Below are 26,261 nucleotides of genomic sequence, written 5' to 3'. Positions count from 1 at the left end.
GACAGTTTTGCTCATAAGCGGGAAGCGGATGTGAATAACGAGCTTATCTGGGTGCTGAGCCTGCTGGCAATGGCGATCGCGCTGTTTGTCAGCGGCAAGGTGCGTATGGATGTTGTGGCGCTGCTGGTAATTATCGCCTTTGTGCTTAGCGGCACGCTGACCTTGCAGGAAGCCACGATGGGCTTCAGCGACGCTAACGTGCTGCTGATCGCGGCGCTGTTTGTGATCGGTGAAGGGCTGGTTCGTACCGGCGTGGCGCTGAGAATGGGCGACTGGCTGATGAAAATGGCGGGCAGCAGCGAAGCGAAAATGCTGGCTTTGCTGATGCTGACCGTAGCCGGTCTGGGCGCGTTTATGAGCTCTACCGGGGTGGTGGCGATTTTTATCCCGGTGGTGATGAGCGTCTCGGCGAAGATGAACCGTTCGCCGGGCAGGCTGATGATGCCACTGAGCTTCGCGGGGCTGATCAGCGGCATGCTGACGCTGGTCGCGACGGCGCCCAATCTGGTGATCAACAGCGAGCTGGTGCGGGAAGGGCTGGCGGGTTTCGGCTTCTTCGACGTCACGCCGATCGGGCTGGTCGCGCTGCTGCTGGGTATCGGCTATATGCTTGTCGCGCGTTTCTGGCTGGGCGCGGCGGAAAACAAACAGGCCAGAAAAGGACAGGAACGCACTTTCCGCGATCTGATCAGGGATTACAGGCTGAGCGGCAGAGCGCGCCGCCTGGCCGTGCACCCCGGTTCGCCGCTGATTGGCGAGCCGCTGGACGATTTACGGTTGCGCGAGCGCTACGGCATTAACGTGGTTGGGCTGGAGCGCTGGCGCAAATTCCGGCGTGTTATGGTGCCGGTGACCGGCATGACGCAGTTTCGCGCCCGCGACGTGCTGCTGATCGATATGTCCGCCGCCGATATCGATATCCGCGAATTTTGCAGCGAATACCGGCTGGAACCGATGATCCTGCGCGGCGAATACTTTTCCGATCGGGCGCAGGATGTCGGCATGGCGGAAGTGCTGATTTTTCCCGATTCCGAACTCCAGGGCAAAACGCTGCGGGAAAGCTCGTTCCGTACGCGTTACGGCGTGAGCGTGATCGGCATCCGCCGTCGCGGCGAGGTACTGGAAGGCTTACTGAGCGATCTGCCGCTGGAGCTGGGGGACTGTTTGCTGGTGATCGGCGACTGGAAAAAAATCACTCAGCTGCAGCTACAAAAGCGGGACGTGCTGCTGCTCAGCCTGCCTGCTGAGGTTAAAGACGTCGCGCCCGCCAGCAGCCAGGCGCCGCACGCCATTTTTTGCCTGGCGCTGATGGTTGCCATGATGCTCACCAATGAAATCCCCAATCCCATAGCGGCGCTCATTGCCTGTTTGCTGATGGGTAAATTTCGCTGCATCGATATGGAAAGCGCCTACCGGGCGATCCACTGGCCGAGCATTATTTTAATTGTGGGCATGATGCCGTTTGCGCTGGCGCTGCAAAAAACCGGGGGAATAACGCTGATTGTCGACGGATTGATGGATCTGGCCGGCGGCTATACGCCGCACGTCATGCTGACCTGCCTGTTCGTTCTGTGCGCGACTATCGGTCTGTTTATCTCTAATACCGCCACGGCGGTGCTGATGGCGCCGGTTGGCGTCGCCGCAGCGCATCAAATGGGCGTTTCGCCTTATCCTTTCGCCATGATTGTCGCGGTAGCGGCTTCCAGCGCCTTTATGACGCCGGTTTCCAGTCCGGTCAACACGCTGGTGCTGGGGCCGGGCGGCTATCGCTTCAGCGATTTTGTCAAAACGGGCGTGCCTTTTACGCTGCTGATTATGGTGGTCAGCGTGCTGCTGGTGCCGCTGCTCTTCCCGTTTTAATCGCGGCTACAGCGATTGCTGGCTGATTTCATCCAGCGACAGGCTGAAGCTCGGCACGAAGACCTCTACAAAATAGTCCATTTCCGGGCTGCGCCGTTGAGTCAGGGTCTTTTCCAGCCGGGCTTTCGCCAGCTGAAACTCATGGTTACCGGCGGCCAGCTCTTCCAGACATTTCAGGTAGGCGCAGAGCGCATCAGCCTGCTTGACGATAGCCGTCTCGTCTTCGCTGCGCTGCTGCTCGTCCAGCAGCGGTCGCCAGGCATCCTGCAGCTCGTCGGGCAGCATCTCGACCAGCTTCTGCTGCGCTATCTTTTCAATCTTCTTATATTCGTTGGCGATCTGCGCGTTGTAATACTTTACCGGCGTTGGCAAATCGCCCGTCAGGACTTCGCTGGCGTCGTGGTACATCGCCATCAGCGCGATCCGTTCCGCGTTAAGGTTGCCGTTGAATTTTTTATTTTTAATCACCGCCAGCGCATGGGCCACCATCGCCACCTGCAGACTATGTTCGGAAACGTTTTCCGTGCGCACGTTGCGCATCAGAGGCCAGCGGTTGATGAGTTTAAGACGGGAGAGATGGGCGAAAAAATGACTTTGATTCATCGGACGGTTTCCTGTGCCTGAAGACCAGAGCGGTAAGTATTCCGCTCTGGCATCACGGTAGTTTACAGAATGCAGCGATATTGGCCGATCCGGTTCGGTATCAGACTACTGGCGATAGCCTTCCAGGAAACGGCCGAACTTGCTGATAGCCATTTCAAGATCGTTTACGTGGGGAAGGGTAACGATGCGCACATGATCCGGCCATGGCCAGTTAAAGGCGCTGCCCTGCACCAGCAGCACTTTTTCCTGCAGCAGGAAATCCAGCACCATTTTCTGATCGTCATGGAGATTGAATTTTTTGGCATCGATTTTCGGGAACATATAAAGCGCGCCGTCCGGCTTGACGCAGCTGACGCCCGGAATATCGTTGATCAGTTCCCAGGCGCGCTGGCGCTGTTCATACAGCCTGCCGCCCGGCACGATAAACTCGCTGATGCTCTGGTAGCCGCCCAGCGCGGTCTGAATGGCGTGCTGCGCAGGCACGTTAGCGCAGAGGCGCATTGAGGCCAGCATTTCCAGCCCTTCAATGTAGCCTTTGGCATGTTTTTTCGGCCCGTTCAGCACCATCCAGCCCTGGCGGAACCCCGCCACGCGGTAGGTTTTTGACAGGCCGTTAAAGGTAATGGTTAACAGATCCGGCGCCAGCGCGGCGATAGAGTGGTGCTGAGCGGCGTCATAAAGGATTTTGTCGTAGATTTCATCGGCAAAAATGATCAAATTATGCTGTCTGGCCAGCTCCACGACTTCCAGCAGCAGCTCCTTGCTGTAAACTGCGCCGGTTGGGTTATTTGGGTTAATAATCACGATACCGCGCGTGCGCGGAGTGATTTTACTGCGAATGTCGTCCAGGTCCGGGAACCAGCCAGCCGACTCGTCACAAAGGTAGTGCACCGCTTTACCGCTGGAAAGCGAAACGGCGGCCGTCCATAGCGGATAATCGGGCGCCGGCACCAGCATCTCATCGCCGCTGTTCAGCAATGCCTGCATCGATTGCACGATCAGTTCGGAAACGCCGTTGCCGATATAAACGTCCTCGACGGTGATTTCGCGCAGGCCGCGAGCCTGATAGTGCTGCACGATAGCTTTACGCGCCGAATAGAGACCTTTAGAGTCGCAGTAACCCTGCGCGCTCGGCAGGTTGCGAATAACATCGACCAGGATTTCGTCAGGGGCTTCAAAACCAAAAGGCGCAGGATTGCCAATATTGAGCTTGAGGACTTTATTGCCTTCTTCTTCAAGGCGTCTGGCTTCTTTTAATACCGGGCCTCGGATGTCATAACAAACGTTATCGAGCTTGCTGGATTTATCAATTGGGGTCATTTCATTCGCCTTTGGCTGAGCCGCATTCCTGCCGTGGAAAAGTAAACCCGCACAATGTACTCCTCTCGCCAGCGCTTTTGAAGCCCGATAGCGGGTTTGCCCGGCGCGCCTGCGCGTTGTCTGAACGGCACAGCAGCAAAGCCCGTTCAGGTTCGACGCTTTTTCCTGGAGAAGGTTTAATAAAACTTACGCCTGCATTGGGTGCAGGAGCGTGTAAAAAAGCCCGTTTTTTTGCAAGCAAGAAGGCCATTTTTGTAACGATTAGGTAAAATAAGATGTATTGACACCGCATGAAACTATTCAGCTTTGCTTAACTGGCTGGTCAGTGGTTGCCCATCACCGCAGCAACAGGCGACGGTGACAAAAAGCGACAGAACCTTAACGGGAGAGCAGTCGTTGCTGATATATTGTTACTAATTGATAAATTTTTATGGTGCAAAGCGAGCAGAAGGTGCGATCCACAATAAAAAATTATTTTACTGATAAGAATAATCGGATTTGGGCTTAAAAAGTAATCGACAGTATGTCAGGATATCCTTCAGGAAAAAGGACGTATGACGAGCCTGTTTCCGGAACAATATTTAGCGCGTTTTATCGCCAATAATGTTAAGCTTTGTTTATTATTATTCCACTGTGACTACAGTGTTCTGGCTGTTTGATTTTTTATGGTTGTCTTACACTAACAGCGCCGGGCTAATCCAGCGGGCGGCTGGACGGTAACAGGGTGTGGCGGCAGGTAACCTGACGCACGCTGAAGTACCAAACGTATAAATCTGTCAGCGGCCTTGCAACGGCATCAGTCGGGCATATTGGGCCGCTGGGATAACGCGTTTGTGATTAAGGCAATGACGAGCCAACGGGTCGCATTGCCTACGGTTGTCTCTCTATCTTATTGATAAAGCAGATAATAACACCAGGATAGTAGTATCTTAAAAATCTTATAAAAGTGAAGAAAACATGACCAGTGCAAATCGTCCAATTCTTAATCTCGATCTCGATCTGCTCAGAACGTTTGTGGCCGTCGCCGATCTGAATACTTTTGCCGCTGCCGCGGCGGCAGTATGCCGTACGCAGTCTGCTGTCAGCCAGCAGATGCAGCGTCTGGAGCAGCTGGTAGGGAAAGAGCTGTTCGCCCGGCATGGCCGTAATAAGCTGCTGACCGAGCACGGTATTCAGCTGCTGGGCTACGCCAGAAAAATCCTGCGCTTTAACGATGAAGCCTGCACCTCGCTGATGTACAGCAATATCCAGGGCGTGCTGACTATCGGCGCTTCTGACGATACGTCAGACACCATTCTGCCTTTCCTGCTCAACCGCGTGACCTCGGTTTATCCGAAGCTGGCTATCGATGTTCGCGTCAAGCGTAATCCATTTATGATGGAAATGCTGAACCAGGGAGAAGTAGACCTGGTGGTAACCACTTCCAGCCCGATGAACTTTACCTGGCAGGTCCTGCGTACTTCGCCCACGCTCTGGTACTGTGCGGCCGATTACGTGTTCCAGCGCGGAGAAGCAATTCCTCTGGTGCTGCTGGACGAGCCAAGCCCTTATCGTGATATGGCTATTGATCACCTTAACGAAGCGGGTATCCCGTGGCGCATCTCTTATGTGGCCTCTACGCTGGCTGCCGTCCGCGCCGCCGTTAAAGCGGGTCTGGGCGTGACCGCTCGTCCGGTAGAGATGATGAGCCCGGAACTCCGCGTGATGGGTGCAGCCGAAGGGTTGCCGATGCTGCCGGATACGGAATACCTGCTGTGCCGCAATCCGGAAAGCGACAACGAACTGGCGCTGGCTATTTTCAACGCCATGGAGTCAAGCAACGATCCCTACAATCTGACCGCTACGGGTCAGGATCGCTCCGCTTTTGCAGATGAAGACGAGTGATAATTCGGTTTCTCTAACATCCTGATTAATATTCACAAAAGTTAGCAGAGCTGTCTAAAAAAGCCTTTCGAAACGGTTAGTGTTTCGGAGGGCTTTTTTTATGCCTTAATTTCCTTTCTCCCGCGTTTTTCTCCTGGTCTTTTTTATACTGGTGTTTTAAAAAGCGCCAACGCCGTTTGTTGACCTTATCCGGCATCGTGAAAAAATTAAAAATCAAATTGAATTGATTTTGCTCACTTCTGCCTGGCTATTTTTTTCTCATAAAGACTAAAACCGTGTGCTGGATCAAAAAAATAACCCTTGTAAGGGGAAGGAAATGCAGGCAATTCCTGCCAGAATAGCCTGTGTTAAAACCGCGATCCGTGCAGGGAAATACCCGCTACACTTTAGTGCAGGGTCGGTCACTGACACGATTTAGCGCAATCTTTGCGCATCAAATGTTAAATAAATGCTACTTGTGTAAAATAACCTACGGATACTTTTATGAAAGTTGACAGAAGGTTATATAAAGGAGTAAAAAACCCCATAAAATTGCTGCTTAATCAACAAAGACAGCATAGTTTATCTGGTTTTTTATTTTTTCCCGTGAATCGAGGCTTCAGCCAACTGCCGTGCATGAGAGCAGCCCCCTGACGCCCTTTATTGAGTTAAGCAGAGTGTATGTCAACAACCACTGAAGTCGTCGCTCATCATTGGGCGTTTGCCGTATTTCTGATCGTCTCCATCGGTCTGTGCTGTGCAATGTTAGCCGGAGCGTGGTTTCTGGGCGGAAAAGCACGCGGAAGATACACAAATACCCCTTTTGAGTCCGGCGCCGCGCCGGTCGGCACCGCCAAGATGCGCATGTCCGCCAAGTTCTACCTGGTCGCCATGTTCTTCGTCATTTTCGACGTGGAAGCGCTCTATCTGTATGCATGGTCGACCGCCATCCGCGAAAGCGGCTGGATCGGCTTTATCGAAGCCACCATCTTTATTTTGGTACTGCTTGCCGGACTGGTTTATCTGGTGCGGATCCGCGCGCTGGACTGGGCACCCCCACCTCGCCGTGTGGTAGCCAAAACCACTACCGTTTCGCATTCCCATCGTCACACGCAGTAAAAGCGAGGCATAACAATGGATTATACGCTAACCCGCGCAGACCCGAACGGCGATAACGATCGCTACCCGCTGCAGAAGCAGGAGATCGTCACCGACCCGCTGGAAAAGCACGTTCATCAAAGCGTTTATATGGGCAAGCTCGAACATGCTCTGCACGATATGGTGAACTGGGGACGTAAAAACTCTCTGTGGCCGTTTAACTTCGGCCTTTCCTGTTGTTACGTAGAGATGACAACTTCCTTTACCTCCGTGCACGACGTGGCGCGATTTGGTTCCGAAGTTATCCGCGCCTCGCCTCGTCAGGCCGACTTCATGGTAGTAGCCGGTACGCCTTTCACCAAAATGGCACCGGTTATTCAGCGTCTTTACGACCAGATGCTGGAGCCCAAGTGGGTGATTTCGATGGGCGCCTGCGCTAACTCGGGCGGCATGTACGATATCTATTCCGTGGTGCAGGGCGTGGATAAATTCCTGCCGGTTGACGTTTATATTCCCGGCTGTCCGCCACGCCCCGAAGCCTATATGCAGGCTCTGCTGCTGCTCCAGGAATCGATCGGCAAAGAGCGTCGTCCGCTTTCCTGGGTGGTCGGCGATCAGGGCGTTTATCGAGCCAACATGCAGTCCGAACGTGAAAGGAAGCAGGGCGAACGCATTGCGGTCACCAACTTGCGCACCCCGGACGAAATTTAAGAGTTAATGAACAAGGCCCAAACAGCACGCAGAAAAAAATAATACGCGGGCGGCCTGTTCTGACGCCAATACTGAGTGCCTGTCAACAGGCCCACATGGTGAACGACCTATGACAGATTTAACCACGCAAGATCTCGCTCAGCCAGAATGGCAAACCCGGGATCACCTGGATGATCCGGTGATCGGCGAATTGCGTAACCGTTTTGGGCCAGATGCCTTTACCGTTCAGCCAACCCGCACCGGCATTCCGGTGGTCTGGGTAAGACGCGAACAATTATTGGAAATTGTAGAGTTTCTGCGCAAGCTGCCGAAGCCTTATGTCATGCTGTACGATCTGCACGGTATGGACGAACGCCTGCGCACGCATCGCGACGGACTGCCAGCGGCGGATTTTTCCGTTTTCTATCACCTGCTGTCCATTGAGCGCAATCGCGACATTATGCTCAAGGTGGCGCTGTCCGAAAACGATTTGCATGTACCTACCATCACCAAAATTTTCGCCAACGCCAACTGGTACGAGCGCGAAACCTGGGAGATGTTCGGTATTACGTTTGACGGCCATCCGCACCTGACGCGCATCATGATGCCGCAAACCTGGGAAGGTCATCCGCTGCGTAAAGATTACCCGGCGCGCGCTACCGAATTCGATCCCTTCGAGCTGACCAAGCAGAAAGAAGATCTGGAAATGGAGGCGATGACCTTCAAACCGGAAGAGTGGGGCATGAAGCGCGGCACCGCCAACGAGGACTTTATGTTCCTCAACCTGGGCCCTAACCATCCTTCGGCGCACGGTGCTTTCCGCATTATTTTGCAGCTGGACGGCGAAGAGATTGTCGACTGCGTGCCGGATATCGGCTACCACCATCGTGGCGCGGAGAAGATGGGCGAGCGCCAGTCATGGCACAGCTATATCCCCTATACCGACCGCATTGAATATCTTGGCGGCTGCGTAAACGAGATGCCTTACGTGCTGGCGGTAGAAAAGCTGGCGGGCATTAAAGTGCCTGAGCGCGTTGACGTGATCCGCGTGATGCTTTCCGAACTGTTCCGTATCAACAGCCACCTTCTCTATATTTCTACTTTTATTCAGGACGTCGGGGCGATGTCACCGGTGTTCTTTGCCTTTACCGACCGCCAGAAAATTTATGACGTGGTGGAAGCTATTACCGGCTTCCGTATGCATCCGGCGTGGTTCCGCATCGGCGGCGTGGCGCACGATCTGCCGAAGGGCTGGGATCGTCTGCTGCGCGAATTCCTTGACTGGATGCCGAAGCGCCTGAAGGCCTACGAACAGACGGCGCTGAAAAACTCCGTGCTGATTGGCCGCGCCAAAGGCGTATCCGCCTACAACATGGAAGAGGCGCTGGCATGGGGCACCACGGGCGCGGGCCTGCGCGCAACCGGTCTGGACTTCGACGTGCGCAAATGGCGTCCTTACTCCGGCTACGAAAACTTTGATTTTGAAGTGCCGATTGGTGACGGCATCAGCTGCGCCTACACCCGCGTTATGCTGAAAATGGAAGAGATGCGGCAGAGTATGCGCATCCTGGAACAGTGCCTGAAAAACATGCCGGAAGGGCCGTTTAAAGCCGATCATCCGCTGACCACGCCGCCGCCGAAAGAGCGCACGCTGCAGCATATTGAAACGCTGATCACCCACTTCCTGCAGGTTTCGTGGGGTCCGGTGATGCCGGCCAACGAGTCTTTCCAGATGATTGAAGCTACCAAAGGGATCAACAGCTACTATCTGACCAGCGACGGCAGCACCATGAGCTACCGCACCCGCGTGCGCACGCCTAGCTTCCCGCATCTGCAGCAGATCCCTTCCGTCATCAACGGCAGCCTGGTATCCGATCTGATCGTTTACCTCGGCAGTATTGATTTTGTTATGTCAGACGTGGACCGCTAATTATGCACGATCAAAGAATTGCGATCGAAACGATCGAGCCTTCAGATGCTTTCGTCCTGAGTGCGACAGAGCATGATGCGATAGAACAGGAAAAGCACCATTACGAAGATGCGCGGGCGGCGTCGATTGAAGCGCTGAAAATCGTGCAGAAACAGCGTGGCTGGGTGCCGGATGGCGCTATCAAAGCCATTGCCGACGTGCTGGGCATTCCGGCCAGCGACGTAGAGGGCGTAGCCACGTTTTACAGCCAGATCTTCCGCCAGCCGGTTGGCCGCCATGTGATCCGCTACTGCGACAGCGTGGTGTGCCATATCACCGGCTATCAGGGTATTCAGGCAGCGCTGGAAGCCAGCCTGAACATCAAGCCCGGCCAGACCACGCCGGACGGCCGCTTTACGCTGCTGCCGACCTGCTGCCTGGGCAACTGCGACAAAGGCCCGACGATGATGGTGGATGAGGACACGCATGTGCATCTCACGCCGGAAAACGTCGTCACGTTACTGGAGCAGTATCAATGACCATTAAAGAGATTGTTCGTACAGCAGAGACGCACCCGCTGACCTGGCGTATGCGCGACGACAAGCAGGCGGTGTTCCTCGATGAATATCGCAGCAAAAACGGCTATGCCGGGGCGGAAAAAGCGCTGAAGGGCATGGCGCCTGACGAAATCGTGGCGCTGGTAAAAGATTCCGGCCTGAAAGGGCGCGGCGGCGCAGGCTTCTCCACGGGACTGAAGTGGAGCCTGATGCCGAAAGACGAATCCATGAACATTCGTTACCTGCTGTGTAACGCCGATGAGATGGAGCCGGGCACCTATAAAGACCGTCTGCTGATGGAGCAAATGCCGCACCAGCTGGTGGAAGGGATGCTGATCAGCGCCTTCGCGCTGAAAGCGTATCGCGGCTACATCTTCCTGCGCGGCGAATATATTGAAGCTGCCGTCAACCTGCGTCGCGCCATCGCGGAAGCGACCGAAGCGGGCTATCTCGGCAAAAACATTCTGGGCACCGGCTTTGATTTCGAGCTGATCGTGCATACCGGCGCGGGCCGCTATATCTGCGGCGAAGAAACCGCGCTGATTAACTCGCTGGAAGGCCGCCGCGCTAACCCGCGCTCCAAGCCGCCTTTCCCTGCTTCGGCAGGCGTCTGGGGCAAGCCGACCTGCGTCAATAACGTGGAAACGCTGTCCAACGTGCCGGCAATCCTCGCCAACGGCGTCGACTGGTACAAGAACATCTCTAAGAGCGACGATACCGGCACCAAGATGATGGGCTTTTCCGGCCGGGTGAAAAACCCTGGCGTCTGGGAGCTGCCTTTCGGCACCACGGCGCGCGAAATTCTGGAAGAGTACGCGGGCGGCATGCGCGATGGCCTGAAGTTTAAAGCCTGGCAGCCGGGTGGCGCGGGCACCGACTTCCTGACCGAATCGCATCTGGATCTGCCGATGGAGTTCGCCAGCATTGGCAAAGCGGGCAGCCGTCTGGGCACCGCGCTGGCGATGGCGGTCGACCACGAAATCAATATGGTATCGCTGGTGCGCAACCTGGAAGAGTTTTTTGCTCGCGAGTCGTGCGGCTGGTGTACGCCGTGCCGCGACGGCCTGCCGTGGAGCGTAAAAATCCTGCGCGCGCTGGAGCGGAAAGAAGGGCAGCCGGGCGATATCGAAACCCTGCTGCAGCTTTGCCGCCAGCTTGGGCCGGGCAAAACTTTCTGTGCGCACGCGCCGGGCGCGGTAGAGCCGCTGCAGAGCGCCATCAAGTATTTCCGTGAAGAATTTGAAGCCGGCATGGCGCCGCAGGTTTACAGCAACGCGCACGCGATCGCCGGTATCCAGGCGAACCTGTTGAAGGCGCGCTGGTAAAAATACCGTGCAAACAAAGAAATGCGCGAAATAACCAAATTAATTGGCGTTGTAGCCAGGCAGCAAGAGAACGCATCCCCGGCAGCTTACTTCAGTAAGTGACCGGGGTAAGAGAACGCCGCTAACACCGCTACAACGTCAGGTAAGACGGTTATTTAAAGAATTGTGTTTAACGCTCGGTTTCGAGCCTTACTTGAGCAATTTCACTATGGCTACAATTCATGTAGACGGTAAAGAATACGACGTCGACGGCGCGGACAACCTGCTACAGGCTTGCCTCTCGCTCGGCCTTGATATTCCTTATTTTTGCTGGCATCCGGCGCTCGGTAGCGTCGGTGCCTGCCGCCAGTGCGCGGTAAAGCAATTCCAGAATGCCGAAGATACCCGTGGTCGCCTGGTGATGTCCTGTATGACGCCAGCCTCCGACGGCACCTTTATTTCTATTGATGACGGCGAAGCGAAAGAGTTTCGGGAAAGCGTGGTGGAGTGGCTGATGACCAACCACCCGCACGACTGTCCGGTCTGTGAAGAGGGCGGTAACTGCCATCTCCAGGATATGACGGTGATGACCGGCCACAGCTTCCGCCGCTACCGCTTTACCAAACGCACCCACCGCAATCAGGATCTCGGCCCGTTCATCTCGCACGAAATGAACCGTTGTATCGCCTGCTATCGCTGCGTGCGCTACTACAAAGATTACGCGGACGGCAAAGACCTGGGCGTGTATGGCGCGCATGACAACGTCTACTTCGGTCGCCCGGAAGACGGTGTGCTGGAGAGCGAGTTCTCCGGCAACCTGGTGGAAATCTGCCCTACCGGCGTATTTACCGATAAAACGCACTCCGAGCGTTATAACCGTAAATGGGATATGCAGTACGCGCCAAGCATCTGCCAGCAGTGCAGCGTCGGCTGCAACACCAGCCCCGGCGAGCGTTACGGCGAACTGCGTCGTATTGAGAACCGCTATAACGGCACCGTAAACCAGTACTTCCTGTGCGACCGTGGCCGCTTCGGCTATGGCTACGTCAACCTGAAGGATCGTCCGCGCCAGCCGATGCAGCGTCGCGGCGACGACTGGATCGCGCTCAACGCCGAGCAGGCGATGCAGGGCGCGGCGGACGTGCTGCGCCAGGCGAAAAAAGTGATTGGTATCGGTTCGCCACGCGCCAGCGTTGAAAGCAACTTCGCGCTGCGTGAGCTGGTCGGTACCGAGAACTTCTCCACCGGTATTCCGGCTGGCGAGCAGGCGCGTCTGGAACTGATGCTGAAAGTACTGCGCGAAGGCGGTATCCATACGCCAGCGCTGCGCGAAATCGAAAGCTACGATGCCGTGCTGGTGCTGGGCGAAGATCTGACCCAGGTCGGCGCACGCATCGCGCTCTCCGTGCGCCAGGCCGTTAAGGGCAAAGCGCGCGAAATGGCGGCGGCGCAGAAAGTGGCCGACTGGCAGATTGCGGCGATTATGAACATCGGCCAACACGCCAAACATCCGCTGTTTGTCACCAACGTAGACGAAACCCGTCTGGACGACATCGCCGCCTGGAGCTATCGCGCACCGGTGGAAGATCAGGCGCGTCTGGGCTTCGCTATTGCTAACGCGCTGGATGAAACGGCGCCGGCGGTAGACGGTCTCGATCGTGAACTGAGCGGTAAGATCGACGTAGTGGTACAGGCGCTGGCCGGCGCGAAGAAACCGCTGATTATTTCCGGCGTGCACGCGGGCAGCGAGGCGATGATCCAGGCGGCGGCTAACGTTGCCAGAGCGCTGAAAGGACGCGGCGCGGACGTGGGTATCACTTTGCTATCCGGCGCAGCCAATAGCGTGGGCCTGGGCATGATCGGCGGCAAGCCGCTGGATGCAGCGCTCGACGAGCTTTCAAGTGGCTCTGCCGATGCTGTTATCATTATGGAAAACGATCTCTATCGCCATGCGCCAAAAGCCCGTGTCGATGCGGCGTTGACCAACACGCCGAACGTGATCGTTATCGATCATCAACGCACGGCGACCACCGAGAAAGCGGGTCTGATCCTTTCCACCGCCAGCTTTGCAGAAAGCGACGGCACCGTGGTCAATCAGGAAGGCCGCGCGCAGCGCTTCTTCCAGGTTTACGATCCGTCCTACTACGATGACAAAATCCAGATGCTGGAAAGCTGGCGCTGGCTGCACTCGCTGGCCAGCACCATCAGCAGCCGCGAAGTGGACTGGACGCAGCTCGATCACGTGATCGATGCCTGCGTGGCGGCACTGCCGCAGCTGGCCGGGATCAAGGCCGCCGCGCCGGACGCCAGCTTCCGTATTCGCGGTCAGAAACTGGCCCGCTCGCCGATCCGCGCCAGCGGCCGTACCGCGGCTCGCGCCAATATCAGCGTGCACGAACCGCGTCAGCCGCAGGATAAAGACACCATGTTCGCCTTCTCTATGGAAGGGAACAACCAGCCGAATGCGCCTCGTTCGCAGATCCCGTTTGCCTGGGCGCCAGGCTGGAACTCTCCGCAGGCGTGGAATAAGTTCCAGGACGAAGTGGGCGGCAAACTGCGCTTTGGCGATCCGGGCGTGCGCCTGTTCGAAGCGGGCGAAGGCCAGCTGGAATGGTTCACCGCCGTGCCGGAAGCCTTCGCGGGCAAAGAGAACGGCTGGCGCGTCGCGCCTTACTTCCATCTGTTCGGCAGCGAAGAGATGACCCAGCGTTCACCGGTATTCCAGCAGCGTATGCCGCTGCCTTACGTGATGGTTAACCCGCAAGACGCGGCGAAACTGGGCGTCAACGCAGGCGCTACGGTCGCCTTCCGCTGCGCAGGCGAAACGCTGCGTCTGCCGGTTCGCTTCTCGACCGCCTTGCAGGCAGGGCAGGTGGGTTTACCGTTGGGCTTGCCGGGCGTACCGCCGTTCCTGCTGGGGGCAAGTATTGAGGATCTGCAGGAGGCAACACAATGAGCTGGCTGACACCGGAAGTTACAGATGTACTGATTGCCGTCGGCAAAGCGCTGGTGATCCTGTTTGTGGTGGTAGGCTGCGGCGCCTTTATGAGCTTTGGCGAACGTCGCCTGCTGGGCCTGTTCCAGAACCGCTACGGGCCAAACCGCGTCGGCTGGGGCGGTTCGCTCCAGCTGGTGGCGGACATGATCAAAATGTTCTTTAAAGAGGACTGGACGCCGCCGTTTACCGACCGCGTGATTTTTACGCTGGCGCCGATGATCGCGTTCACCTCGCTGCTGCTGGCAATGGCCATTGTGCCGGTCACCTCGACCTGGATGGGCGCGGATCTGAATATCGGTCTGCTGTTTTTCCTGATGATGGCCGGTCTGGCCGTGTACGCGGTGCTGTTTGCGGGCTGGTCGAGTAATAACAAATACTCGCTGCTGGGCGCGATGCGCGCCTCGGCGCAGACGCTGAGCTACGAAGTGTTCCTCGGCCTGTCGCTGATGGGCGTGGTGGCGCAGGCCGGTTCCTTCAATATGGTGGATATCGTCAACAGCCAGCAGCACCTGTGGAACATCATTCCGCAGTTCTTTGGCTTCCTGACCTTTGCCATTGCGGGCGTCGCGGTCTGTCACCGTCATCCTTTTGACCAGCCGGAAGCAGAGCAGGAGCTGGCCGACGGTTACCACATCGAATACGCCGGTATGAAGTTCGGCCTGTTCTTTGTCGGTGAATACGTCGGTATCGTAACCGTCTCTTCCCTGATTGTGACGCTGTTCTTCGGCGGCTGGAACGGTCCGTGGCTGCCGCCCGTTTTCTGGTTCGCGATTAAAACAGCTTTCTTCATGATGATGTTTATTCTGATCCGTGCTGCGCTGCCGCGTCCGCGCTACGACCAGGTGATGTCGTTCGGCTGGAAAGTATGTCTGCCGTTGACGCTGTTGAACCTGCTGGCGACTGCCGCAGTGATTCTGTACAACGCGCAGTAAGAGGTTATTACCATGAAAATAAAAGATATTCTGGTAGGGTTCGGCACCACGGTACGCAGTATCGTCCTGATCGGATCGAATGCTTTTGCCAAGCGTGAAACGCAGATGTACCCGGAGGAGCCGGTCTATTTGCCGCCTCGCTACCGTGGCCGCATCGTGCTGACCCGCGATCCCGACGGCCAGGAGCGCTGCGTGGCCTGTAACCTGTGCGCGGTAGCCTGTCCGGTAGGCTGTATTTCGCTGCAAAAGGCAGAAACGCTGGACGGCCGTTGGTATCCGGAGTTTTTCCGCATCAACTTCTCGCGCTGCATTTTCTGCGGCCTGTGTGAAGAAGCCTGTCCGACCACCGCTATCCAGCTTACCCCTGATTTCGAGCTGGGCGAGTTTAAGCGGCAGGATCTGGTTTATGAAAAAGAGAACCTGCTGATCTCCGGGCCGGGCAAATATCCGGAATATAACTTCTACCGGATGGCGGGCATGGCGATCGAAGGCAAAGACAAAGGTGAAGCGGAAAGCGAAGCCAAACCCATCGACGTCAAGGGTTTGTTACCTTAAGGAGCCAGGCATGGAATTTGCGTTTTATCTTTGCGGACTGGTGGCCGTGCTGACGACGTTGCGCGTTATCACCCACACCAACCCGGTCCACGCGCTGTTATATCTGATTATTTCACTGCTTTCGGTGGCGGGCGTGTTTTTCTCGCTGGGCGCTTATTTCGCCGGGGCGCTGGAAATTATCGTTTATGCGGGCGCTATCATGGTGCTGTTCGTGTTTGTGGTGATGATGCTAAACCTGGGCGACAGCGTGCAGGCGCAGGAGCGCGAGTGGCTGAAGCCGGGCGTCTGGTTCGGCCCCGGTCTGCTGTCGCTGCTGCTGCTGGTGGTGATGGTTTACGCCATCCTGACTATTAATGACCAGGGCATTGACGGCACGATGATCGATGCCAAAGCGGTCGGCATCAGCCTGTTCGGCCCTTACGTTCTGGCGGTGGAGCTGGCTTCCATGCTGCTGCTGGCCGGTCTGGTGGTGGCTTACCATATCGGTCGCGAACAGCGTCCGGGCGAGGTGTTAAGCAATCGCCCTGATGCGGTGAAGAAGGAGGAAAACGCATGATCCCTTTGCAACACGGGCTTATCCTGGCGGCCATCCTGTTTGTGCTTGGCCTGACCGGCGTGGTGATCCGCCGCAACCTGCTGTTTATGCTGATCAGCCTTGAGATCATGATCAACGCGGCGGCGCTGGCGTTTGTGGTCGCGGGCAGCTATTGGGGACAGGCGGACGGTCAGGTGATGTATATCCTGGCGATCAGCCTGGCCGCTGCCGAGGCAAGTATTGGCCTGGCGCTGCTGCTGCAGCTGCATCGTCGCAGCCAGAACCTCAATATTGATAAAGTGAGCGAGATGCGCGGATGAATCTTCTCTATTTAACTATTTTATTCCCGCTGATCGGTTTCGTGCTGCTGGCGTTTTCGCGCGGCCGCTGGTCAGAAAATCTGGCCGCTACGGTAGGGATGGGCTCCGTAGGGCTGGCCGCGCTGGTCACGCTCTATGCCGGACTGGATTTCTTTGCGCAGGGCCAGGCTGTTTTTAATCAGGCGCTGTGGACCTGGATGCACGTTGGCAACTTTGATATCAAAGTCAACCTGACGCTGGACGGCCTGTCGCTGACCATGCTGTCGGTGGTCACGGGCGTTGGCTTCTTTATCCATATGTTCGCCTCCTGGTATATGCGCGGCGAAGAGGGCTACTCGCGCTTTTTCGCCTATACCAACCTGTTTATCGCCAGCATGGTGGTATTGGTGCTGGCCGATAACCTGATGCTGATGTATCTGGGCTGGGAAGGCGTGGGGCTTTGCTCTTACCTGCTGATCGGTTTCTACTATACCAACCCGAACAACGGCGCGGCGGCGATGAAAGCTTTTATCATCACGCGCGTCGGCGACGTCTTCCTGGCGTTTGCGCTGTTTATTCTCTACAACGAGCTGGGCACGCTGAACTTCCGTGAGATGGTCGAGCTGGCGCCTGCGCACTTTGCGGCGGATAACCCTATGCTGCAATGGGCGACGCTGATGCTGCTTGGCGGCGCGGTAGGTAAATCGGCACAGCTGCCGCTGCAAACCTGGCTGGCGGATGCGATGGCAGGCCCGACGCCGGTTTCTGCGCTGATCCACGCCGCGACCATGGTAACGGCGGGCGTTTATCTGATTGCCCGCAGCCACGGTCTGTTCCTGATGACGCCGGAAGTGCTGCACCTGGTGGGGATTATTGGCGCGATTACGCTGGTGCTGGCGGGATTTGCCGCGCTGGTGCAAACCGATATCAAACGCGTGCTTGCCTACTCCACCATGAGCCAGATTGGCTACATGTTCCTGGCGCTTGGCGTGCAGGCGTGGGATGCGGCGATTTTCCATCTGATGACCCATGCGTTCTTTAAAGCGCTGCTGTTCCTCTCGTCCGGTTCGGTGATCCTGGCCTGCCACCACGAGCAGAACATTTTCAAAATGGGCGGCCTGCGCAAAAGCATCCCGCTGGTTTATGCCTGCTTCCTGGTAGGCGGCGCGGCGCTGTCGGCGCTGCCGCTGATCACCGCTGGCTTCTTCAGTAAGGACGAGATCCTGGCGGGTGCGCTGGCGAACGGTCATATTAATCTGATGGTGGCCGGTCTGGTCGGGGCCTTTATGACCTCGCTCTACACCTTCCGCATGATTTTTATTACCTTCCACGGCGAAGAGAAAATTCACGCGCACGCAGGCAAAGGCATTACGCACCATCTGCCGCTGATTGTGCTGCTGATCCTCTCCACCTTTATTGGTGCGCTGATTGTTCCTCCGCTGCGCGGCGTGCTGCCGGAAACCACCGAGCTGGCGCACGGCAGCGTGCTGACGCTGGAAATCACTTCTGGCGTAGTGGCGATTATCGGCATCCTGCTGGCGGCCTTTCTGTGGCTGGGCAAACGCTCGCTGGTTAACAGCATCGCTGGCAGCGCGGTTGGCCGATTCTTCACCACCTGGTGGTTCGCCGCCTGGGGCTTCGACTGGCTTTACGACAAAATTTTCGTCAAGCCTTATCTGTTCGTCGCCTGGGCCCTTTCACGCGATCCGCTGAATGCGCTGATGAATATCCCGGCCCTGTTCTCCCGCCTGGCTAACAAAGGGCTGGTGGTCAGCGAAAACGGCTATCTGCGCTGGTACGTCGCTTCGATGAGCGTCGGTGCGGTCGTGGTGCTCGCGCTGTTGATGGTGGTCTAAAAGTTTGTGAGCGGGGTGGGGTAAACACTCACCCAGAATTAAAAGATGTTAAAAATTACCTGAATGTTGGGCGTCATCGGCGCAGTCAGTTTTGTCACCGCCAGCGCGCCGCACCCGCAGCATACTTTAGTATGTGAGGACTGCGAGCACTGCCGGGGGCAAAAATGGCCAGTAAGATAGCCCATGCAGGTTCAGAAAAGGGAATCAAATCGCCATGTTATTACCCTGGCTTATACTCATCCCGTTCATCGGCGGCCTGCTTTGCTGGCAGTTTGAACGCTTCGGGAGCAAGGTGCCGCGTTGGATAGCGCTGATCTCGATGGGGCTGACGCTGGCGCTCTCGCTACAGCTCTGGCTGCAGGGCGGCTATTCGCTGACCCAGGCCGCCGGGCTGCCGCAGTGGCAATCCGAGTTTCTGGTTTCCTGGATACCGCGTTTCGGTATCAACGTGCATCTGGCGCTGGACGGCCTGTCGCTGCTGATGGTGGTGCTTACCGGCCTGCTGGGCGTGATGGCTATCCTCTGCTCCTGGAACGAAATTGAGAAATGGCAGGGCTTTTTCCACCTGAACCTGCTGTGGATCCTGGGCGGCGTTATCGGCGTGTTCCTGGCTATCGATCTGTTCCTGTTCTTCTTCTTCTGGGAAATGATGCTGGTGCCGATGTACTTCCTGATCGCGCTGTGGGGACACAAGGCGTCGGACGGGAAAACGCGTATCACCGCGGCCACCAAGTTCTTTATCTACACTCAGGCCAGCGGCCTGGTGATGCTGATTTCGATTCTGGCGCTGGTCTTCGTTAACTACAACGCCACGGGCGTCTGGACGTTTAACTACGAAGATCTGCTGAAAACGCCAATGAGCAACACCGTTGAGTATCTGCTGATGCTGGGCTTCTTTATCGCCTTCGCGGTGAAAATGCCGGTGGTGCCGCTGCACGGCTGGCTGCCGGATGCGCACAGTCAGGCCCCGACGGCCGGTTCCGTTGACCTGGCGGGCATTCTGCTGAAAACGGCGGCTTACGGTCTGCTGCGCTTTGCGCTGCCGCTGTTCCCGAACGCGTCCGCCGAGTTCGCGCCGATTGCGATGTGGCTGGGGATTATCGGGATTTTCTACGGTGCCTGGATGGCCTTCTCGCAGTACGACATCAAACGCCTGATCGCCTACACCTCTATTTCGCACATGGGCTTTGTGCTGATTGCTATCTATACCGGCAGCCAGCTCGCTTTCCAGGGCGCGGTGGTGCAGATGATTGCGCACGGTCTTTCCGCCGCAGCGCTGTTTATCCTGTGCGGCCAGCTTTATGAGCGTCTGCACACTCGCGATATGCGTCAGATGGGCGGGCTGTGGGCGCGCATCAAGTGGCTGCCAGGTCTGTCGCTGTTCTTTGCCGTAGCGAATCTGGGGATGCCGGGCACGGGTAATTTCGTTGGCGAATTTATGATCCTGACCGGCAGCTTCCAGTCGGTGCCGGTGATCATCGTCATTGCTACCTTTGGTCTGGTGTTCGCTTCCGTATACTCGCTGATTATGATGCAGCGGGCCTATTATGGCGCACCGAAGTCAGAAACGCCGCTGCGGGGGATGTCGCCGCGCGAGTTCCTGATGATTATGGTGCTGGTGGTTCTGCTGCTGCTGCTGGGCGTTTACCCACAGCCGATTCTGGACACCTCACATGCTGCAATGAGCAATATTCAGCAGTGGTTTACCGCTTCAATTTCAACTACAAGGCCGTAATTCGCCATGACAATAACTCCTCAACATTTGATCGCGCTGCTGCCCATGCTGATCGTCGGATTGACGGTGGTAGTCGTGATGCTCTCCATTGCGTGGCGGCGCAACCACTTCGTCAATGCCACGCTGGCGGTAGTAGGGCTGAACCTGGCGCTGTTCTCACTCTGGTTCGTGGGACACGCGGGCGCGATGGACGTGACGCCGCTGCTGCGCGTCGATGGCTATTCAATGCTCTATACCGGCCTGGTGATTTTAGCCAGCCTGGCAACCTGCACCTTCGCCTATCCGTGGCTGACCAACTACCCGGATAACCAGGAAGAGTTCTACCTGCTGGTGCTGATTGCAGCATTGGGCGGCGTGGTGCTGGCAAGCGCTAATCACCTGGCTTCGCTGTTTATCGGTATTGAGCTGATTTCCCTGCCGCTGTTCGGCCTGGTGGGCTACGCCTTCCAGCTGAAGCGCTCGCTGGAAGCCAGCATCAAATACACCATTATGTCCGCTGTGGCTTCCTCTTTTCTGCTGTTCGGTATGGCGCTGCTTTATTCCAACTCCGGCAACCTGGGCTTTATTGCGCTGGGCCGCAGCCTGAACGACGGAATGCTGCAACAGCCGCTGCTGCTGGCGGGGCTGGGCATGATGATTGTGGGCCTGGGCTTTAAGCTGTCGCTGGTGCCTTTCCACCTGTGGACGCCGGATGTCTACCAGGGCGCGCCTGCGCCGGTGTCGACCTTCCTGGCGACCGCCAGCAAAATCGCCATTTTCGGCGTGGTGATGCGCCTGTTCCTGTACGCGCCGGCCGCCGACAGCGAAGCGGTACGTCTGGTGCTGGCGATTATCGCGTTTGCCTCGATTCTGTTCGGCAACCTGATGGCGATTTCGCAGAGCAATATCAAACGTCTGCTGGGCTACTCTTCCATTGCGCATCTGGGCTATCTGCTGGTGGCGCTGATTGCTATCCAGACGCATCAGCTGTCGCTGGAAACGGTGGGCGTTTACCTGGCCGGTTATCTGTTCAGCAGCCTGGGCGCTTTCGGCGTGGTCAGCCTGATGTCCAGCCCGTATCGCGGCCCGGACGCGGACTCGCTGTATTCCTATCGCGGCCTGTTCTGGCACCGTCCGATCCTGTCGGCGGTGATGACGGTAATGATGCTGTCGCTGGCGGGTATCCCAATGACGCTGGGCTTTATCGGTAAATTTTACGTGATTGCCGTAGGCGTGGGCGCGCAGCTGTGGTGGCTGACTGGTGCGGTAGTGGTAGGCAGCGCAATCGGCCTTTACTACTATCTGCGCGTGACCGTTAGCCTGTATCTGAACCCACCGGAGCTGTTGCAGCGCGATACGCCAGCTAACTGGGCCTTTACCGCCGGCGGCGTGGTTGTACTGATCTCGGCGATTCTGGTGCTGGTGCTGGGTATTTATCCGCAGCCGCTGATCTCGCTGGTGCAGATGGCGCAGCCGCTGATGTAACTCAGCAGGCTGTTAAAAAATCCCGGCTCCTGACTGACAGGCCGGGATTTTTTTTGTGCGCAACCGGGCAGGCTTCAGTCCACCAGGTTGACGCCCAGGCTTTCCAGCAGGCTTAACGCTTCCAGACGGGAAAACGTTGCGCCTGCCACCGAATTGTTCAGTACATTGATGGAGAAATCGCGCGAGTCGGTCAAATCCGCCGCCTGAAGATTGGTTCTGTTAAACAAGCTTCCGGCCAGATCGCAGTTCAGTATTTCGGCTTTGCTCAGATCGCACTCTCTGAAATCCACGTCATGCAATTGGCACTCCATCATTTTCACTTCTTGCAGCGTCAGGCCGAAAAAGGAGGCGTTGGACAACAGGCATTGCGTAAAACGCAGCTCGTGATCCAGATTAAAAGCGGGCCAGTAAGCGCGCGTCCAGTCTGTGCCGCTGAGTTTGCATTCGGTAAAGCTGACCTCGTTAAAACGCGAATCGGGCATTTCCATCACGCTGAGATTACACTGGTCGAAGCGGCAGTTAATAAATTTGCAGCGGATAAACCTGGCGGCGGTAAAGTTGCAGTGGCTGAAGTCGCATCCTTCAAAAATGACGCCTTCAAAACAGGCGGACGGCAGCGCCTGCCTGTCGAAGCAGGTATCGAAATACTCTTTATGATCGGTTATTTTTGTCATATAAAACCTTAGCCTGTGCGGAAGGGAATGGCAGTATCCCTCACCCGACAGTAACAAAATTGACGCACATCGGGAGAAAGAAAATGGAGATCCGCTGGCAGAATCTACATCATAGCGAGCTGAATGCAACTCAGCTGTACCAGATCCTGGCGTTACGCAATGCGGTGTTTATCGTCGAGCAGAACTGTCCTTATCAGGACGTGGACGGCGCGGATCTGGCCGGTGAGAACCGTCATTTACTGGGCATAGCGAATAACCAGCTGCTGGCCTATGCGCGCCTGCTTGCGCCAAAAAACGACGAGGAGCCGGTGAAGATTGGGCGAGTGATCGTCTCTGGCGAGGCGCGAGGCCTGAAGCTGGGCAACCGGCTGATGGAGCAGGCGATTGTTGACTGCGAGCGCCACTGGCCGCAGCACGACATCTTTTTATCCGCTCAGGCGCATCTGCAGGATTTTTACGGACAGTTTGGCTTTAAGCCGACGGGCGAGGTCTATCCGGAAGACGGCATCCCGCATGTGGATATGGAAAGGGCGCGGATACACAAATAAGTAAGAGAGCGGAAAGACGCCTTAACAATGGCTTCTTAACAGCACGTCGGCTGCTGACATTTGCCAGCGGTGGCAAGCCCTGCGTTAGCAGGGCTATCCGGGCGGGTCACGCCACTTTTTTTGCTTTCTTGCCGGACTGTTTTTTCATCTCTTCAGAGTGAACCTGGCGTAAAATTCTTTTTTTCTCGCAGTCGGTAAATCTTGTCAGCACCTGCCTGATCAGCGGCTGATAGCCCAGCCCCGCAAGCTCTGCAATCATTTTGAGATCTTCAATCAGCGACTTGTTAAGACGTATTGAGATGGGCTGTAGCTCAAGCGCCTCATTAATCTCTTTTTCAAACGCCGCAGCGCTTGCCTCGCTGGAAATTTTAACATGCGCTTCGCTACGCCCAAGCACGCCTTCTTCCCATGCGGCATCCGTTGAGGCGATGAGAGAGGCGTTTTGGTCTGGCTTGTTAACGTTGTTACTCATAGTTTTTCGTATCCATATTTGTTGTAGATGCGTATTTCGTCATCGTTAGGGGCGTAGGCCGTCCTGATAGCTACCCCTCTACCCGGATAAAAGATAAAAACCACTTTGAGTTTTATTCCATAATCCGTTTCAGCAATAAACCAACGCGTCGGAGGATCTGACTGATGATCCTCTCTGTTATCTTCAAGAAAATGCCCGTCCCTGTTGGAAAAGCACTGGATTATTTCATCTTCCGTTACGGGAGGCTTTTTTTCAGACAGTTTCAGCCTGATTTTCTGAGAAATCATCAGCTCCATGATGTTTCATCCTTCTTCCCTGATTTTTGTATATACAAGATAAGTCCACTTTATAGCCATTTCAAGTGGTTTTCTTATTTTAATACCAAAGTTAAAGGATTTTTTGTATATACAATTTTCCATTGCGGATATTGGCGATCGGATTGATGACAGAGGCCAGCAAGCTCGATACGGAGTGGCTGGCTTAGAATTACTTAGCTCAACCGGGCGTGAGGCAGGGGCGTCAGGTTGGCTTGCGCTACCCGATGGGATAATGCTGTCCGATTTTTTCTACAGCAGGCAGCGCCGTTCTTCTCGCGCCAGGCATCGTAGCCTGATGTCGGCACAGGACTTTCTTTGTAGGTAACAGAAATTAGCCGGACGGCTTTTGCGAGTACCCCTGTGCCATTTGCCTGAATTGAACAGGGATAAAAAAGGCGAGGAGTTCCTCGCCTGTTAACGTTTAGCCCGCCGTCATCTGCCGGTCATCAACGTATTTACGCTTATCCGGCGCCGGTGGGAAATACTGATAGAGCCAGGTTTCGGTCAGCGTCTGGTCTTTGGTGCGCAGGAACAAACGCAGGTTAACCGGCTCGACGGAATCGCTGTTCGGATACCAGTCAAACAGAATGCGATAGCCGTCAATCGGCTCGACATACAGGATCTCGACCTGTTTAACGGTGCCCGAGGTGACCGTAATCACCGGTTCGATGCCTTTTGGCGCGGCCGCTTTCAGATCGCCGCCGACAAAATCCACCGCAAAACGGCGTGCCCAGACGTCCGGATAATGCTCGCCCGGCGCCCAGCCTTCAGGGAAGCCGCCCATACCGGTGCGGGTTGCCTTCACGCGCGACAGATCGCTGTGAACCGGCGGCAGGCCGCTCCAGTAAAGCTTGTAGCTGAAGCTGTGCGCGCTGCCGGCCTTGATGCTTTCTGTAGGACGCCAGAAGCACACGATATTATCCAGCGTTTCGCCCGTGGTCGGGATCTCCATCAGGTTAATTGCGCCTTTGCCCCACTTGCCGACCGGCTCCACCCACAGGCTCGGACGCTTGTTGTACCAGCCGATCACATCCTGATAATTCTCAAAGTCGTGATCCAGCTGCAACATGCCGAAGCCGCGCGGGTTCTCGTCCTGATAGGCGTTAAACGTCAGCCGCTGTGGATTATTCAGCGGGCGGCAAATCCACTCGCCGCTGCCGGTCCACATCGCCAGGCGATCGGAGTCGTGGATCTGCGGATGGATAGTGTCACACATGCGGCGCTCGTTGGTGCCGCAGCTGAACATGGTGGTCATTGGTGCAATGCCCAGCTGGTCGATATCTTTACGGGCATAAAGGTGGTTTTCCACCTCCATGACTACGCGTTTCTCTTCGCAGTGAATAATAAATTTAAACGCGCCGGTGCAGCTCTCGCCGTCCAGTAAGGTATAGACGGTGAAGGTGGTGTCATCGGCTTTTGGCGTTTCAAACCAGAAGGCGGTAAAGTCCGGAAACTCTTCTTTGCTGCCGAAGGTGTTGATAGCCACGCCGCGTGCGGAAAGACCATACTGATAAGTATCGTCAACCGCGCGGAAGTAGCTGGCGCCCAGAAAGGAGACGATATCACGGCTGGCCAGCTCCGGCTTTTTAAACGCGCGGAAACCGGCGAAGCCTAAATCGGTTTTGCCTTCCAGCTGTTTAGTATCGACTTTGGCGTCGTTGTAGTTAAACAGCTCGGGGCGGAAGTGAATTTCACGCGCCTGCCGATCGGCATCCACGGAGAACATGCGTAAACGGCGTTTAAACCCCATGCCGACGTGGAAAAACTGCACGTCAAGCTCGCGATCGGCGTTGCCGTTCCACAGCGAATGATTCGCATCGTACTGAATTTCGTTGTAGGCCTGCGGCGTCAGGGTGGCCAGCGTTTCGGGCAGGGGAGCGGGCGCGCCGCCGTAAGGTTTCTGCGCAAGGGTTGCGGCCATTTTTTGCAACACGTCAAAATCGAAACGCTTTGCCGAGCCGTCGGCGATATCGGTGTCGGCCCAGGCGGCCTGTGCAAACAACGTCGATAAACCGGACATCCCGCTTACCGTAGCGAAAGCCATTGACGCCTTCATAAACATTCTTCGATTCATGCCAGAGTCATATCCTTTGCTGAACGGAACTGTAAAAACTGCGCTAGATCTGTGGCTATAAGAGCCTGTTTTAGCTGAATTGTGAGCGGGTCACAGGGAGTTACGACAGCGTGTGGCGTCAGAAATTCAGTCAGGCAAAATTTAGCAGATAAATCTGACAAAAGCAGGCATTTAACGGGAATCAATATCAGCCGATTCCTGGGCGGATAAACAAGCAAAGCGGCAAAAAGTGTCTATAGTTAAAGGTATTATTCGCACAAGGAGATGTTATGGCTAAGACAACTGACCCACAAGAACTCGACACCCGCCTGGATGACGATCTGGCTCTGCTGACCGAAACGCTGGAGGAAGTGCTGAAATCATCTGGCGATCCGGCCGATCAGAAATATGTTGAGCTGAAAGCCAAAGCGGAAAAATCGCTGAACGACGTTAAAGCACGCGTCAGCAACGCCTCAGATAACTACTACCATCGCGCTAAACAAGTTGCCAGCCGTGCTGATGAGTATGTTCATGAGAAGCCGTGGCAGGGCATCGGCGTAGGCGCTACGCTGGGCCTGGTGGTAGGACTGCTGCTGGCGCGTCGCTAAGCGATAACGCC

The 26,261-nt window shown here is 56.0% G+C and carries 23 protein-coding genes; 17 read left to right on the top strand and 6 right to left on the bottom strand.

The window, feature by feature from the left end:
• Positions 1 to 30 precede the first annotated feature (30 nt).
• Positions 31 to 1,860, top strand: a complete 1,830-nt coding sequence (locus ACA373_RS08310) for an SLC13 family permease (protein WP_253459772.1) — start codon at positions 31 to 33, stop codon at positions 1,858 to 1,860.
• Between the two features lie 6 nt (positions 1,861 to 1,866).
• On the opposite strand, the gene yfbR is transcribed toward ACA373_RS08310, so the two are convergent.
• Both yfbR and ACA373_RS08300 read right to left on the bottom strand, forming a co-directional pair.
• On the bottom strand, positions 1,867 to 2,463 hold the full coding sequence (gene yfbR, locus ACA373_RS08305; protein ID WP_253459774.1) for a 5'-deoxynucleotidase: 597 nt from the start codon (positions 2,461 to 2,463) through the stop codon (positions 1,867 to 1,869).
• 105 nt (positions 2,464 to 2,568) lie between these two features.
• Positions 2,569 to 3,783 (bottom strand): pyridoxal phosphate-dependent aminotransferase, encoded by a 1,215-nt coding sequence (locus tag ACA373_RS08300; RefSeq protein WP_253459776.1) that lies wholly within the window; start codon positions 3,781 to 3,783, stop codon positions 2,569 to 2,571.
• 957 nt (positions 3,784 to 4,740) lie between these two features.
• Between ACA373_RS08300 and lrhA the strand changes: the two genes are divergently transcribed.
• The 14 genes from lrhA to nuoN all read left to right on the top strand — a co-directional run bounded on the left by lrhA (position 4,741) and on the right by nuoN (position 21,578).
• A complete protein-coding gene (gene lrhA / locus ACA373_RS08295) occupies positions 4,741 to 5,667 on the top strand; it encodes a transcriptional regulator LrhA (RefSeq protein WP_125288256.1) in 927 nt (308 codons plus the stop codon).
• A gap of 660 nt (positions 5,668 to 6,327) precedes the next feature.
• Complete coding sequence (locus ACA373_RS08290; RefSeq protein WP_253459778.1) at positions 6,328 to 6,765, top strand: NADH-quinone oxidoreductase subunit A; 438 nt, start codon at positions 6,328 to 6,330, stop codon at positions 6,763 to 6,765.
• 15 nt (positions 6,766 to 6,780) lie between these two features.
• Positions 6,781 to 7,455 carry an NADH-quinone oxidoreductase subunit B family protein gene (locus tag ACA373_RS08285; protein WP_125288254.1) on the top strand — a complete coding sequence of 225 codons (675 nt, stop codon included), beginning with the start codon at positions 6,781 to 6,783 and terminating at the stop codon, positions 7,453 to 7,455.
• Positions 7,456 to 7,564: 109 nt separating this feature from the next.
• Positions 7,565 to 9,364, top strand: coding sequence for an NADH-quinone oxidoreductase subunit C/D (nuoC, locus tag ACA373_RS08280; protein WP_253459780.1), 1,800 nt, complete (start codon positions 7,565 to 7,567; stop codon positions 9,362 to 9,364).
• A 2-nt stretch (positions 9,365 to 9,366) separates the two neighbouring features.
• Entirely contained in the window at positions 9,367 to 9,882 is a 516-nt protein-coding gene (gene nuoE, locus ACA373_RS08275) for an NADH-quinone oxidoreductase subunit NuoE (protein ID WP_253459782.1), read from the top strand.
• Between the two features lie 2 nt (positions 9,883 to 9,884).
• Positions 9,885 to 11,225, top strand: coding sequence for an NADH-quinone oxidoreductase subunit NuoF (nuoF, locus tag ACA373_RS08270; RefSeq protein ID WP_370734465.1), 1,341 nt, complete (start codon positions 9,885 to 9,887; stop codon positions 11,223 to 11,225).
• 208 nt (positions 11,226 to 11,433) lie between these two features.
• On the top strand, positions 11,434 to 14,160 hold the full coding sequence (gene nuoG / locus ACA373_RS08265) for an NADH-quinone oxidoreductase subunit NuoG (protein WP_370734321.1): 2,727 nt from the start codon (positions 11,434 to 11,436) through the stop codon (positions 14,158 to 14,160).
• Complete coding sequence (nuoH, locus tag ACA373_RS08260) at positions 14,157 to 15,134, top strand: NADH-quinone oxidoreductase subunit NuoH (protein ID WP_253459787.1); 978 nt, start codon at positions 14,157 to 14,159, stop codon at positions 15,132 to 15,134. Before nuoG ends, nuoH begins: the two co-directional genes overlap by 4 nt.
• A 12-nt stretch (positions 15,135 to 15,146) precedes the next feature.
• A complete protein-coding gene (gene nuoI / locus ACA373_RS08255; protein WP_253459790.1) occupies positions 15,147 to 15,689 on the top strand; it encodes an NADH-quinone oxidoreductase subunit NuoI in 543 nt (180 codons plus the stop codon).
• Positions 15,690 to 15,699: 10 nt separating this feature from the next.
• On the top strand, positions 15,700 to 16,245 hold the full coding sequence (gene nuoJ, locus ACA373_RS08250; protein ID WP_125288247.1) for an NADH-quinone oxidoreductase subunit J: 546 nt from the start codon (positions 15,700 to 15,702) through the stop codon (positions 16,243 to 16,245).
• Positions 16,242 to 16,544: an NADH-quinone oxidoreductase subunit NuoK gene (nuoK, locus tag ACA373_RS08245; RefSeq protein ID WP_034894855.1), complete on the top strand. Its 303-nt coding sequence runs from the start codon at positions 16,242 to 16,244 to the stop codon at positions 16,542 to 16,544. The genes nuoJ and nuoK overlap by 4 nt, the downstream gene beginning before the upstream one ends.
• Positions 16,541 to 18,379, top strand: a complete 1,839-nt coding sequence (gene nuoL / locus ACA373_RS08240) for an NADH-quinone oxidoreductase subunit L (protein WP_253459793.1) — start codon at positions 16,541 to 16,543, stop codon at positions 18,377 to 18,379. The genes nuoK and nuoL overlap by 4 nt, the downstream gene beginning before the upstream one ends.
• 214 nt (positions 18,380 to 18,593) lie before the next feature.
• Positions 18,594 to 20,114 carry an NADH-quinone oxidoreductase subunit M gene (nuoM, locus tag ACA373_RS08235; protein WP_253459796.1) on the top strand — a complete coding sequence of 507 codons (1,521 nt, stop codon included), beginning with the start codon at positions 18,594 to 18,596 and terminating at the stop codon, positions 20,112 to 20,114.
• A 6-nt stretch (positions 20,115 to 20,120) separates the two neighbouring features.
• Positions 20,121 to 21,578 (top strand): NADH-quinone oxidoreductase subunit NuoN, encoded by a 1,458-nt coding sequence (gene nuoN / locus ACA373_RS08230; protein WP_370734320.1) that lies wholly within the window; start codon positions 20,121 to 20,123, stop codon positions 21,576 to 21,578.
• 74 nt (positions 21,579 to 21,652) lie between these two features.
• Here the strand turns inward: nuoN and ACA373_RS08225 are convergent, their stop codons facing one another.
• The gene (locus ACA373_RS08225; RefSeq protein ID WP_370734319.1) at positions 21,653 to 22,252 is read right to left on the bottom strand and encodes a pentapeptide repeat-containing protein; all 600 of its coding nucleotides are present in this window, start codon (positions 22,250 to 22,252) and stop codon (positions 21,653 to 21,655) included.
• 83 nt (positions 22,253 to 22,335) lie between these two features.
• Between ACA373_RS08225 and ACA373_RS08220 the strand changes: the two genes are divergently transcribed.
• Positions 22,336 to 22,800 carry a GNAT family N-acetyltransferase gene (locus ACA373_RS08220; protein WP_253459804.1) on the top strand — a complete coding sequence of 155 codons (465 nt, stop codon included), beginning with the start codon at positions 22,336 to 22,338 and terminating at the stop codon, positions 22,798 to 22,800.
• A 106-nt stretch (positions 22,801 to 22,906) separates the two neighbouring features.
• Here ACA373_RS08220 and ACA373_RS08215 read toward each other — a convergent pair whose 3' ends face one another.
• From ACA373_RS08215 to ACA373_RS08205, 3 genes are all read right to left on the bottom strand, one after another.
• Positions 22,907 to 23,272: a hypothetical protein gene (locus ACA373_RS08215; RefSeq protein WP_125288240.1), complete on the bottom strand. Its 366-nt coding sequence runs from the start codon at positions 23,270 to 23,272 to the stop codon at positions 22,907 to 22,909.
• Positions 23,269 to 23,568 (bottom strand): hypothetical protein, encoded by a 300-nt coding sequence (locus tag ACA373_RS08210; RefSeq protein ID WP_125288239.1) that lies wholly within the window; start codon positions 23,566 to 23,568, stop codon positions 23,269 to 23,271. The genes ACA373_RS08215 and ACA373_RS08210 overlap by 4 nt, the downstream gene beginning before the upstream one ends.
• A gap of 442 nt (positions 23,569 to 24,010) precedes the next feature.
• Entirely contained in the window at positions 24,011 to 25,663 is a 1,653-nt protein-coding gene (locus ACA373_RS08205; protein WP_125288238.1) for a glucan biosynthesis protein D, read from the bottom strand.
• A gap of 269 nt (positions 25,664 to 25,932) precedes the next feature.
• On the opposite strand from ACA373_RS08205, the gene elaB reads away from it, so the two are divergent.
• Positions 25,933 to 26,250: a stress response protein ElaB gene (gene elaB, locus ACA373_RS08200; protein WP_253459807.1), complete on the top strand. Its 318-nt coding sequence runs from the start codon at positions 25,933 to 25,935 to the stop codon at positions 26,248 to 26,250.
• The last annotated feature ends 11 nt before the right edge of the window (positions 26,251 to 26,261 follow it).

The organism is Erwinia sp. STN24 (assembly GCF_041320675.1).
Lineage (GTDB): Bacteria > Pseudomonadota > Gammaproteobacteria > Enterobacterales > Enterobacteriaceae > Erwinia > Erwinia aeris.
This window is presented reverse-complemented; position numbering and strand designations above follow the sequence as displayed.

Bases quoted from the DNA above. Each gene is read 5' to 3' on its own strand.
- yfbR (WP_253459774.1), bottom strand. From the start codon at position 2,463: ATGAATCAAAGTCATTTTTTCGCCCATCTCTCCCGTCTTAAACTCATC.
- ACA373_RS08300 (WP_253459776.1), bottom strand. From the start codon at position 3,783: ATGACCCCAATTGATAAATCCAGCAAGCTCGATAACGTTTGTTATGAC.
- lrhA (WP_125288256.1), top strand. From the start codon at position 4,741: ATGACCAGTGCAAATCGTCCAATTCTTAATCTCGATCTCGATCTGCTC.
- ACA373_RS08290 (WP_253459778.1), top strand. From the start codon at position 6,328: ATGTCAACAACCACTGAAGTCGTCGCTCATCATTGGGCGTTTGCCGTA.
- ACA373_RS08285 (WP_125288254.1), top strand. From the start codon at position 6,781: ATGGATTATACGCTAACCCGCGCAGACCCGAACGGCGATAACGATCGC.
- nuoC (WP_253459780.1), top strand. From the start codon at position 7,565: ATGACAGATTTAACCACGCAAGATCTCGCTCAGCCAGAATGGCAAACC.
- nuoE (WP_253459782.1), top strand. From the start codon at position 9,367: ATGCACGATCAAAGAATTGCGATCGAAACGATCGAGCCTTCAGATGCT.
- nuoG (WP_370734321.1), top strand. From the start codon at position 11,434: ATGGCTACAATTCATGTAGACGGTAAAGAATACGACGTCGACGGCGCG.
- nuoH (WP_253459787.1), top strand. From the start codon at position 14,157: ATGAGCTGGCTGACACCGGAAGTTACAGATGTACTGATTGCCGTCGGC.
- nuoI (WP_253459790.1), top strand. From the start codon at position 15,147: ATGAAAATAAAAGATATTCTGGTAGGGTTCGGCACCACGGTACGCAGT.
- nuoJ (WP_125288247.1), top strand. From the start codon at position 15,700: ATGGAATTTGCGTTTTATCTTTGCGGACTGGTGGCCGTGCTGACGACG.
- nuoK (WP_034894855.1), top strand. From the start codon at position 16,242: ATGATCCCTTTGCAACACGGGCTTATCCTGGCGGCCATCCTGTTTGTG.
- nuoL (WP_253459793.1), top strand. From the start codon at position 16,541: ATGAATCTTCTCTATTTAACTATTTTATTCCCGCTGATCGGTTTCGTG.
- nuoM (WP_253459796.1), top strand. From the start codon at position 18,594: ATGTTATTACCCTGGCTTATACTCATCCCGTTCATCGGCGGCCTGCTT.
- nuoN (WP_370734320.1), top strand. From the start codon at position 20,121: ATGACAATAACTCCTCAACATTTGATCGCGCTGCTGCCCATGCTGATC.
- ACA373_RS08225 (WP_370734319.1), bottom strand. From the start codon at position 22,252: ATGACAAAAATAACCGATCATAAAGAGTATTTCGATACCTGCTTCGAC.
- ACA373_RS08220 (WP_253459804.1), top strand. From the start codon at position 22,336: ATGGAGATCCGCTGGCAGAATCTACATCATAGCGAGCTGAATGCAACT.
- ACA373_RS08215 (WP_125288240.1), bottom strand. From the start codon at position 23,272: ATGAGTAACAACGTTAACAAGCCAGACCAAAACGCCTCTCTCATCGCC.
- ACA373_RS08210 (WP_125288239.1), bottom strand. From the start codon at position 23,568: ATGGAGCTGATGATTTCTCAGAAAATCAGGCTGAAACTGTCTGAAAAA.
- ACA373_RS08205 (WP_125288238.1), bottom strand. From the start codon at position 25,663: ATGAATCGAAGAATGTTTATGAAGGCGTCAATGGCTTTCGCTACGGTA.
- elaB (WP_253459807.1), top strand. From the start codon at position 25,933: ATGGCTAAGACAACTGACCCACAAGAACTCGACACCCGCCTGGATGAC.